Source organism: Vasconcelosia minhoensis LEGE 07310, assembly GCF_015207255.1.
GTDB lineage: Bacteria > Cyanobacteriota > Cyanobacteriia > Phormidesmidales > Phormidesmidaceae > Vasconcelosia > Vasconcelosia minhoensis.
This window is the reverse complement of the sequence record NZ_JADEXG010000105.1, coordinates 1-10204: the sequence shown is the minus strand read 5'-3', so window position 1 is coordinate 10204 and position 10204 is coordinate 1. Positions and strand designations below refer to the sequence as shown.

Here is a 10204-nt window from a genome sequence, read left to right as displayed (position 1 = left end):
GAGTTGGAGAGTGATGGGGTGATGGGGTAGGGGCAGGATTTCCCTGCCCGCGCAGCGAGGTTATTGGTTTAGGGCCTTCAGGTTGGGTTTCTGGATGGTTTCTGGATAGGGGAGAAAGAGGGGCGATGCTTGGTTCCCAGCTTGACAGTATATCTAGCACAAAAGCCAGAGGTGATCCCTGGCTTTTGTGTTTTGATCGGTTGTTGAAACGGTGAGTTTCTAGCCTGCGTCTTCTGCGGGCTCGCTCCCTGCCTCTGCGGCAGGCTCGGCACCTGCTTCTTCAGATTCCTCAGGCGGCAGCAGGCTGTCGAGCTCGCTGGTCGGCTCTTCCGTCTTGATTACCGGCGGCGGCAGCACTGAGACGATCACCTGCTCTGGCTCACCCAGCAGGACGACCCCGGCGGGCAGCTTCAGATCTTGCAGGTTAATCGCATCGCCGATAGCCATCCCTGACACATCCACTTCGATGGATGGCGGAATGTTGTCCGGTGGGCACTTGGCAGCCATTTCGGTGACGACCGTATCCAGGATGCCGTTTTCGTCGGTGACACCAACCGCTTCGCCGACAAAGCTGAAGGGCATCGTCACCTCAATCTCGGTCTGGTCGGCGATGGAGAAAAAGCTGAGGTGGTGCAGCTTATTTTTCCAGGGATGCGTCTGCACCTCGCGCAGGATCACGTTGCCGCTCCAGGGCAGGTCTGGCACGTTGACCTTAACCACCGACTTGTTGACGCTGGCGGCTCGCAGCAGGGCCTCAGCTTCGCGGGTTTGAACGGTCAGCGAAACCGACTCAGCGCCGTTGTGGCCATAGAGCACCGCTGGCAGCAGCCCGTCCCGGCGCAGCTGTTTGGGCTTGGCGCCATCCGCTCGTTTACTACAGTCAATTTTCAGTTCCATGGGAATCAATCAGCTCATTCAAAACATCGTTTTTGTTAGGTGCTAGGCCACCTTAAAGGCGCTGCTATCTTCATGGAGCAGCGCCCGCTTTGGCCCGTGGATGGGATCTTCGACGATAATCGTCTGGGCGCGGCTGGCTCCCAGCGACACGATCGCGATCGGCACTTCCATCAGCTGGGCCAAAAATTCGAGATAGTCGAGGGCCTGCTGGGGCAGATCCGCCAGGCTACGGCAGTCGGCGGTAGACTGGTTCCAGCCTGGCAGGGTTTCGTAGATGGGCCGACATTGGCCAAACCGGCGAGCGCTGCCCGGCAGTTCACGGCAGCGCTCGCCGTCGAGATCGTAGGCCACGCAGACCTTAATCTCGTCCAGGCTGTCGAGCACATCGAGCTTGGTAATCGCTAAACAGTCTAACCCATTAATCCGCACGGCGTAGCGACCCACTACCGCGTCAAACCAGCCGCAGCGCCGCCGCCGCCCCGTAGTGGTACCGAATTCGGCCCCGATTTCGCAGAGCCTTTCACCCATATCGCCGAACAGCTCGGTCGGGAACGGCCCTTCGCCAACCCGTGTGGTATAGGCTTTGGCCACGCCGATCACCCGGTCGATCACCGTCGGGCCGATGCCTGAGCCAATGCAGGCCCCGCCCGCCACCGGATTGGAAGAGGTGACGTAGGGGTAGGTGCCGTGGTCCAGGTCGAGCAGCGTCCCCTGAGCGCCCTCAAACAGGACATTTTTGCGCTGCTGGATGGCTTTATAAATATGGAGGGAGCTGTCGATAATGTGGGGTCGCAGCCGCTCCGCATAGGCGGTATACTCATCAACCACATCGCTGGCCTTCAGCGGGGCCAGGTCGTAGAGCTTCTCCAGCACGACGTTCTTGTGGTTCACCGTCCATTCCAGCTGCTCCCTCAGCGCGTCGAGGTCCATCAGATCGACCATGCGAATGCCCGTACGCTCTGACTTATCGGCGTAGGTGGGGCCAATCCCCCGACGGGTGGTGCCAATTTTCTTACTGCCGCGCCGTTCTTCAGCGGCCTGGTCAATCAGCCGATGATAGGGCATCGTGACGTGGGCAGTCTCTGAAATGTAGAGCTTGTCAGCAGAAATATTGAGCGCTTTGAGCTGGTCTAATTCTCCAATCAGCTCCTTGGGATCAATCACGGTGCCGCCACCGATCACGCATTCCGTCTTGGGATAGAGAATGCCCGAGGGAATCAGGTGCAGCTTAAAGGTCTGATCGTCTACCACCACCGTATGGCCTGCGTTGACTCCGCCCTGATAGCGGACGACCAGATCGGCTGATTTACTCAGCAGGTCGGTGATCTTACCTTTACCTTCGTCGCCCCACTGAGCGCCAATTACAATAACGTTAGCCAAAGGAATGCGTTACTAAAGTGCAAACAAACTATCATTATGGGCAGCAGGGGTTTTAAGTGTCAATCTTCTGGTGGCTGTAATTTGCTGAATAACTTTTGAATTGAGCAAAAATGCGGCAATCGCTTTCCTCTATCAGCCCCCAATCCCAACCTAAAGCCTGGCTAGAGCCTGACCAGAATTCAATGCTCCCAGCAGGTATCGATCAAGAATGTTAAAACAGAGTAATAACTTTTTTATCGTTCTTTAATTTCGACGAAATTATCGCAACTATTTTTAGACCCAGCGCAAGCCGCTAGGTCTTCACGACAACCCACACCGAAATCCATACCAAGAGGGCCTTATGAGTTTATATGCGGAACTGCACCGCCATCTGGGGGGCTCTGTCGTACCCCGGGTGCTGTGGCGCTACTTTCAGAGAAACCGACCTGACCTGGCCGACCGCTTTTCTGACTATGCCGAATTTGAGCAGTTTTACACCCAACCCAAGAGCACGCTAGAAGAATACCTGGAGCTGCACACCCTGGTTGAGAGCGTGCAGACTAAAGAGGCCCTACCCTACTTTATCTATCGCCTGATTCGGGGAGCCTATATCTTTGAGAACCTGGCCTACCTGGAGCTGCGCTACACCCCCTACTACCGAACGCCGGAGCGGCTGACCCAGACCGAGCGAATCGACGCCATGGCCGAGATTATCGAAGTCGTGGGTCGGGCCAGCCAGCAGAGCGAATATCCCGTGGTCACCCGGCAGATCCTCTGTATGCATTCGCGGCTGCCCTACGAGGTGAACCGGGCCACGGTGGAGCTGGCGGCCCAGTATCCAGACCAGGTCTGCGGCATCGACGTGGCCGGGGGTGACGCCGCCTATCAGGAACGGCTGGATGAATTTGTGCAGCTCTATGCCCAAGCGCGATCGCAGAATATCAAAACCACCGGCCACCTCTACGAAACCGAAAACGGCTGCTATCCCGAGCTGCTACCTTACCTAATGCGCATCGGCCACGGCATTCAAATTCCGCTCAAACATCCCGAACTGCTGAAGCAGGTGGCGGCTCGCGGTCAGTGCTTAGAAATCTGCCCGACCACCTACTTTCAAACCGGGACTTTGGACGAAATTAGCCAGCTCAAGCAGGTCTTCAACCGCTGCTTTGACGCCGGCGTGGACGTGGCCATCTGCACCGACAACGCGGGTTTGCACAACGTGCGGCTGCCCTTCGAGTACGAAAATTTGCTCACCCAGGACGTGATCGGCTTCGACGGCCTGCGCGCCTGTCAGGCAGCAGCCTTCCGCCATGCCTTTGCCTGGCCCCATGCGGAGCAGCCGGTGTCGATGATTTCGAGCTTGCTGAAGGAGCGGGAGCGGTTGGTGGTGAGTGGAGGGTAGTGTGTAGAGGGTAGTGAGTAAAGAGTAAAGATGCGAAGTTTCTACTGCGGCCGGCTGCGAGCTGAGCACATTGGCAAAACGGTGACCCTCTACGGCTGGGTAGACCGGCGGCGCGACCATGGCGGCGTGATCTTTTTGGATTTGCGCGATCGCGAAGGCGTGATTCAGATTGTCAGCGATCCCGTGCGGACGCCCGACTCCTATCCGGTGGCTGACGAGATTCGCAATGAGTATGTGGTCAAGGTGACGGGGCGGGTCACCCGTCGCCCGGCGGAGTCGCTGAATCCCAAGCTGCCGACGGGGGAAGTGGAGGTCTACGCCGATGAGATTGAGCTGCTGAGCGCGGTGCGGAAGCAGATGCCATTTCAGGTTTCGACCGCCGAGGAAGAGCCGGTGCGGGAGGAGCTGCGGCTGAAGTATCGCTACCTGGACCTGCGGCGGGAGCGGATGAGTCGCAATCTGCGGCTGCGGCACGAGATTATCAAAGCAATTCGACGGTTTTTGGAAGACGAAGCTGGATTTATCGAAGTCGAGACACCAATCCTCACCCGTTCAACGCCGGAGGGGGCGCGGGATTTTATCCTGCCGTCGCGGGTGAATGAGGGCGAATGGTTTGCCCTGCCCCAGTCGCCGCAGCTGTTTAAGCAGCTGCTGATGGTGTCGGGGCTGGACCGCTACTACCAGATTGCCCGCTGCTTTCGCGATGAGGACCTGCGGGCCGACCGCCAGCCGGAGTTTACCCAGCTGGATATGGAAATGAGCTTCATGGACCAGGCGGAAATTTTGGCCCTGAATGAGCGGCTGGTCTGCCATATTTTTCGCACGGTGCAGGGGATCGAACTGCCCCAGCCCTTTCCCCGCCTCACCTACGCCGAGGCGATGGCTCGCTACGGCACCGACAAGCCCGATACGCGCTACGGGCTGGAGCTGGTCGAGGTCTCCGATATTCTTCAGGATTCTGGGTTTAAAGTCTTTTCGGGCGCGATCGCGTCCGGGGGCCAGATCAAGGTGCTGCCAATCCCCGGCGGCAATGAGGCCGTCTCGAACGTGCGGATCAAGCCCGGCGGCGACCTGTTTAAGGTGGCGGCGGAAGCCGGGGCGAAGGGGCTGGCCTACATTCGCGTTCGGGAAGGTGGCGAAATCGATACGATTGGCGCGATTAAGGACAACCTGACGCCAGAGCAAAAGCAGGCCCTGCTAGAGCGCACCGGCGCGCAGCCGGGTAGCCTGCTGCTGTTTGGCGCGGGGCCGACCGACACCGTAAATGCCACCCTGGATCGGCTGCGACAGGCCCTGGCCCGCGAGCTGGACCTGATCGACCCCGACCGGCAAAACCTGCTCTGGGTGACGGACTTTCCCATGTTTGAGTGGAACGCCGATGAAAATCGCTGGGAAGCCTTGCACCATCCCTTCACTGCGCCCCATCCCGACGATGCGGACGACCTCACCCAGGCCCGCGCAATCGCCTATGACCTGGTCTTTAATGGCTATGAGCTGGGCGGCGGTAGCCTGCGGATCTACCAGCCGGAGGTGCAGGCTCAGGTATTCGAGATCATTGGCCTGTCTGAAGCCGAAGCGCAGGATAAGTTTGGCTTTTTGCTCGAAGCCTTTGAGTACGGCACCCCGCCCCACGGCGGCATTGCCTACGGGCTCGACCGGCTGGTGATGCTGATGGCCGGGGAGCAGTCGATTCGAGACGCGATCGCGTTTCCCAAAACCCAGCAGGCCCGCTGTCTCCTCACCCAGGCCCCTTCGTCGGTCGATCCGCGTCAGCTGAAGGAGCTGCACGTCGCCCCAACCGCTACCCCCAAACCTCAAGCGTAGGCTTTCGCCCCGTATGCTGATCGCGATTGTCGTTGTGATTTTCCTGATTGGCCTGCTGCCGCCGCTGCTGTCGGCCTGGGTGAGCCTGCGCAATCGCCAGCAGATTCAGGTTCGGCTTAACCTAGTGGTCGAAACGGCGGTCCAGCAGCGCTGCCTGAATCGGCCAGCGCCCGATCATCGCTATGTAGACGGCCTGGGGCTGGTGGTAGGCGACATCAGCTGTGAGCATAATGCGCGATCGCCCTACCTGCGCTGCGCTGTTAATCCGCTGGGGCCTTGTGAAGACTGCCGGGACTATGCGGCGCGGCCTGAGCCACAAACTGCTCAATCGCGCTCACTAGCCGATCGACCTCCGCTTCCAGGGTGAGGTAGTGGACGCAGGCGCGGACGCAGTGGGGGAAGAGCAGGGTTCGCACGAAAATGCCCTGGTCTTCGAGGGTTTTAACCAGCTGGTTGTGCCGCTCTGGGCAGGGTTGGCCGTCCGCCATAATCTGAAAGGAGACCAGTCCGGCGGCGGGCGGTGAATCGCAAAGACAGGCAATTTGAGGAATCTTTTGCAGCCGCTGCCAGAGGTCGGCGCTGAGCTGGCAGATCCGCCGATAGCGCTGGTCGGCGCTGCCCCACTGATTTTGCAGCGCGATCGCGGTTCTCAACCCGCCGTAGAGGGCATAGTCCGAAGTGGCAATCTCAAACCGCCGCCCGTCCGGCTGCCAGCCGGTGGGCTGAGCCGCCTCATCCACCTGAATACCGCGCCAGCCAATGAAGGTGGGATGGACCTCGTCCAGAATTTCGGGCCGGATATAGAGGCCGCCCAGGCCCGCCGGGCCGCCCCACCACTTATGGCCGGTAAAGGCGTAAAAGTCTGCCTGGAGGGCAGTCAGGTCCAGCGGCAGCACGCCCACCGACTGAGCCGCATCGACCAGCAACCAGACCGGTCGCGGGCGGTGGCTGTGGCAGAGCTGAACGATTTCCGCTAGCGGTAACACCTGCCCCGTGTTCCAGAGAATGTGGCTGACGACGACCAGCCGTGTCTGGGGCCTCAGGGCCGCCGCGATCAGCTCGACCGGATTGCCCCGATTCAGCTCGGGCAGCAGCCGACAGATGCTCACCTCCAGCTGATAGCGCCGACTCAGTTCCTGCACCGCCGCGATTACGCCGGGATGCTCGCAGTCGGTCAGCAGAATATGGTCTCCGGCCTGCCAGTCGATCCCCCAGAGCGGAATATTGCAGCCGACGGTGACATCTTCGGTTAAGGTAATCGCTGCCTCGGGAGCACCGACCTCAGCCGCGATCGCCTGTCGGGTCAGTCGTCCCTCGGCCTGGAGCCAGCCGTTGATCTGGTTGGAAAACGGTCCCGCGCGCTGAATTTTGTCATGGGTCTGCCGCATCGCTACCAGGGCTGACTCCGCCATCGGCCCCTGACCGCCGTAGTTAAAGTAGGCTTTGTTTCCCAGTGCTGGAAACTGCTGCCGGTGGTGCTGAGTCGTGGCATGATCGGGAAGGGTAGGCATAGTTTAGGGCGCGGTGTGAGCCGGTGGGAGGAATCTCTGAACAGTTTATCTAAGTTGACGATGGGGGAAAGGGACTGATGGGGAAGATGCAAGCTGAGTCAGCGGGAGCGCGTTGCTCTCCGCGAGGGGCTCTGCCAGCGCGCCTGCTGCTCACCGGTTTGGGCCTAGTTCTAGTGAGCTGTAGCCCTTCCAAGCTGGCTCAGTGCCAGGAGATGGCCGGCGTCATCGAGAGCGCCCACAACTTCAAGGGCGAATACGATGCCGAAATGGATAGCCTGATGACGACCGTGACTCAGACTGAGAGTTTAGACGATGTGAAATCCGCTGCAAATCAGTACATGGCCACCGTCGATAAAGTCGCCGCGAATATCACAGACTTGAATGAATCGCTCGATGCGCTCGATTTTGCCGACGAGCAGGTTGCTGCCTACCGCGACCAGTATGTCGAAATTATGCAGGATACCCGGCAGGAGTTTGACGCTGCCGGTCAGGCCATGGCCCTCGTCGCCCAGGCGGAAACTCCCGACGCTGTGCGGGATAATCTAGAAGACGTTCAAACCCAGGTGAGCAATACCTACAGCAACATCCAGGCCCTTTCTACCGAAGAAGCCATGCTGGTCAACGAGATTAACCAATACTGCACCGCCGCATCGACGCCTATAGCAGAGTGAATGGGCGTTTGCATTCTTTGCGATCGCTGATGAGGTGCAAATAGTGCAAGTGAACGTCCAGCTATTCCATTGTCCTGGCACGTTGCCTCAAATATACTTGTTTTAGAGTTCGCTGAATAGAGCCTTGTGAAAACTCACGTTGGAGAGACCATGAAAGATATTCCTTATTATCAGCTATCTTCGGGTCGTCAGTTTCGCATTTTCTCGCTAGAAGAACATTCTGGTAAAAAATTTCCTCATCGCCACGACTTTTATGAAATTTTATGGGCACGGGCAGGAAGTGGCAGGCATCTAATTGACTTTCAAGAGTACTCACTAAGTAGTAGAACTATATTTTTTATTAAGCCAGGGCAAATCAATAAGTTCATTTCAGATGAGATAGCGGGCTACGTCGTTGAGTTTAATGAAGAATTTTTTCACCAGGAACCTCAAGATCGCCTTATTCTTGCCAAGTTCAACCAGTTCCATACTATTGAATTATCTCATAGAGATGAGATAGTCATCGGGACTTTGCTTGACTTAATTCGAGATGAATATATAGCAGAAGATCACAATCTCAGGCTTGTCAGAACTTACTTAAAAGCGCTGGTCATTAATCTTTCGAGAGCATTGAAGAAATTGCCGGAGCCGTCAGCTCATGATAGCGATTCAGAACGAGTTGCGAATGTAAAAAGCCTTCTAGAAGAAAATTTTAGAGCCCGCAAAAATGTAATTTTTTATGCTGAATCCCTTCACTTATCTCCAAAGCGATTGAATGAAATATTGAAGCTCAAGATTGGAAAAACTATGACAGAGCTGATTCACAGCCGCCTTGCTTTAGAAGCTAGAAGAGAGCTAGCTTTCAGCCAGCTCAGTGTCAAGGAAATTGCCATTAGGTTAGGATTTCAAGATCCAGCATACTTTAGCCGTTTCTTTAAAAGAACAACCGGCCTCTATCCGCAAGATTACAGACAGAGGCAGTCTGATTAGAAAACAGATCCCTGTTTAGGGACGTATCTAATTTTATAGGTTATGTAATCCTCCATGAACGTAAGCCATATTACTGCTCGGTTTCCTTTCCCCCCTGCCATCCTTGTCGTTTTCTCAATCGGTTCGATGCAGCTGGGCGCGGCGTTTGCAAAATCACTCTTTTCAGAAGTAGGCCCAGCAGGGATGGTTTTCATGCGAGTTGGATTCGCTGCCATCATCTTATTTGCTCTATGTCGTCCTAAATGGACACCTCATACGCAGTTTCACTTTAAAGCCCTATTATCTTTTGGGATTGCGCTAACGCTGATGAACCTTTCGTTCTATGCAGCGATCGAACGCATCCCTATTGGCATTGCTGCGACGTTGGAATTTTTAGGCCCGCTAGGTTTGGCTGCACTAAAGTCACGAGAACGGTTAGATTTTCTATGGGTCTTTCTGGCATTCGTGGGTGTGCTGCTGCTAGCGCCGATTAGGGGCGAAGCATTGGACATTTGGGGCGTTTTATTTGCGCTGGTTGCCGCTTTCTGCTGGGCAATGTATATCCTACTCGCTGCTCAAGTCGGCCAAGCTGTGCCTGGTGCTGATGGATTATGCTGGGCTATCGTTATCGCGGCGGTACTGCTGGCACCGATAGGAATTGCTTCAGCCGGAAGTGCGTTCCTAGAGCCCAACATCTTGGGCGTAGGGTTTATAGTAGCAATGCTGTCTTCGATGATTCCCTATTCACTAGAGCTGATCGCGCTGAAGTCGATGCCCGTTAACGTCTTTGGCGTTCTCAAAAGCCTTGAGCCGATGTCTGCCGCGATCGCGGGCCTTCTAGTCCTCGGGGAAATGCTGACAGTGCAGTCCGCCTTTGCGATTGCCTTAGTCTCACTAGCCGCCGCTGGAGCCTCCCGATTCCGAAATGGATAACCGACCGCGCCCTTATCGTGATCCATGCCTTCTACCATAGGCCGACTTTCGCCAACCGCGATTGGCATTATTTTTGTTTTGCTGGGTGCGACGGCGCTGGCGATACAAAATGTGGTGGCCCGGCTGATCTTCAGTCCCAGCCAGCTGTTTGGTCAGGTTCCGGTGGGCGGCTTTTTGGACGCGGCGATGGGCAGTATTCTGGTCTTGTTGCTGCTGCGGATGGCGGGGATGGCTATGGTGCTAGCCGCGATCGCGCCTCGCCTCTATCCCGCCACCTTTTCGGACCTGCGGCAGCTCCCCCATCTAAGACGACTATTCTGGCAGGCCATCGCTAGCGGAGTCTGTCTGTTTCTGGCTCTGGCGCTGACCTACTTAGCCCTGAGTCAGGCGGCAGCGGGGATTGCGATCGCGATTGTCTTCATCTATCCCGCCATTACCATGCTGATGGCCTGGAAAGTTTTTGGCCAGCGCCCGCCGCTGCATCAGCGCTGGCTGCTGTTGGTGATTCTATTCGGGGTACTGCTGACCAGCTTGGACCCCCAGGACATGACGCTCTCGAACTCTGCTCTGGGCATCTTCGCCGCCCTGGGCGCTAGCCTGGCCTTCGGCGGCTACAACATTCTTTCCGAAGTCTGTCTTCAACCGTCTCAGCGCTATCC

General features: G+C 56.8%; 9 protein-coding genes and 1 pseudogene. 7 read left to right on the top strand and 3 right to left on the bottom strand.

Features of this window, described 5'->3' with window-relative positions:
* Window positions 1-219 precede the first annotated feature (219 nt).
* Entirely contained in the window at window positions 220-897 is a 678-nt protein-coding gene (locus IQ241_RS24235) for a 50S ribosomal protein L25/general stress protein Ctc (protein WP_193912227.1), read from the bottom strand.
* Window positions 898-939: 42 nt separating this feature from the next.
* Complete coding sequence (locus tag IQ241_RS24230; RefSeq protein ID WP_193912225.1) at window positions 940-2277, bottom strand: adenylosuccinate synthase; 1338 nt, start codon at window positions 2275-2277, stop codon at window positions 940-942.
* A 340-nt stretch (window positions 2278-2617) separates the two neighbouring features.
* Between IQ241_RS24230 and IQ241_RS24225 the strand changes: the two genes are divergently transcribed.
* From IQ241_RS24225 to IQ241_RS24215, 3 genes are read left to right on the top strand one after another with little or no spacing between them, the layout of a single operon-like run.
* Entirely contained in the window at window positions 2618-3658 is a 1041-nt protein-coding gene (locus tag IQ241_RS24225) for an adenosine deaminase (RefSeq protein WP_193912223.1), read from the top strand.
* Between the two features lie 30 nt (window positions 3659-3688).
* Complete coding sequence (gene aspS / locus IQ241_RS24220) at window positions 3689-5482, top strand: aspartate--tRNA ligase (RefSeq protein WP_193912221.1); 1794 nt, start codon at window positions 3689-3691, stop codon at window positions 5480-5482.
* Window positions 5483-5495: 13 nt separating this feature from the next.
* Window positions 5496-5849 (top strand): DUF6464 family protein, encoded by a 354-nt coding sequence (locus IQ241_RS24215; RefSeq protein ID WP_228022056.1) that lies wholly within the window; start codon window positions 5496-5498, stop codon window positions 5847-5849.
* Here the strand turns inward: IQ241_RS24215 and IQ241_RS24210 are convergent.
* The gene (locus IQ241_RS24210) at window positions 5743-6993 is read right to left on the bottom strand and encodes an aminotransferase class V-fold PLP-dependent enzyme (protein WP_193912219.1); all 1251 of its coding nucleotides are present in this window, start codon (window positions 6991-6993) and stop codon (window positions 5743-5745) included. The genes IQ241_RS24215 and IQ241_RS24210 overlap by 107 nt on opposite strands.
* Window positions 6994-7070: 77 nt before the next feature.
* Here IQ241_RS24210 and IQ241_RS24205 point away from each other — a divergent pair, with 77 nt between their 5' ends.
* From IQ241_RS24205 to IQ241_RS24190, 4 genes and pseudogenes are all read left to right on the top strand, one after another.
* A complete protein-coding gene (locus tag IQ241_RS24205; RefSeq protein WP_228022055.1) occupies window positions 7071-7664 on the top strand; it encodes a hypothetical protein in 594 nt (197 codons plus the stop codon).
* 150 nt (window positions 7665-7814) lie between these two features.
* Window positions 7815-8633 carry a helix-turn-helix domain-containing protein gene (locus tag IQ241_RS24200; protein WP_193912215.1) on the top strand — a complete coding sequence of 273 codons (819 nt, stop codon included), beginning with the start codon at window positions 7815-7817 and terminating at the stop codon, window positions 8631-8633.
* Between the two features lie 306 nt (window positions 8634-8939).
* The gene (locus IQ241_RS24195; RefSeq protein ID WP_228022054.1) at window positions 8940-9545 is read left to right on the top strand and encodes an EamA family transporter; all 606 of its coding nucleotides are present in this window, start codon (window positions 8940-8942) and stop codon (window positions 9543-9545) included.
* 24 nt (window positions 9546-9569) lie between these two features.
* Window positions 9570-10204, top strand: a pseudogene (locus tag IQ241_RS24190) (EamA family transporter); the annotation flags it as partial.

Bases quoted from the DNA above. Each gene is read 5' to 3' on its own strand.
- IQ241_RS24235 (WP_193912227.1), bottom strand. From the start codon at position 897: ATGGAACTGAAAATTGACTGTAGTAAACGAGCGGATGGCGCCAAGCCC.
- IQ241_RS24225 (WP_193912223.1), top strand. From the start codon at position 2,618: ATGAGTTTATATGCGGAACTGCACCGCCATCTGGGGGGCTCTGTCGTA.
- aspS (WP_193912221.1), top strand. From the start codon at position 3,689: ATGCGAAGTTTCTACTGCGGCCGGCTGCGAGCTGAGCACATTGGCAAA.
- IQ241_RS24215 (WP_228022056.1), top strand. From the start codon at position 5,496: ATGCTGATCGCGATTGTCGTTGTGATTTTCCTGATTGGCCTGCTGCCG.
- IQ241_RS24210 (WP_193912219.1), bottom strand. From the start codon at position 6,993: ATGCCTACCCTTCCCGATCATGCCACGACTCAGCACCACCGGCAGCAG.
- IQ241_RS24205 (WP_228022055.1), top strand. From the start codon at position 7,071: ATGGGGAAGATGCAAGCTGAGTCAGCGGGAGCGCGTTGCTCTCCGCGA.
- IQ241_RS24200 (WP_193912215.1), top strand. From the start codon at position 7,815: ATGAAAGATATTCCTTATTATCAGCTATCTTCGGGTCGTCAGTTTCGC.
- IQ241_RS24195 (WP_228022054.1), top strand. From the start codon at position 8,940: ATGAACCTTTCGTTCTATGCAGCGATCGAACGCATCCCTATTGGCATT.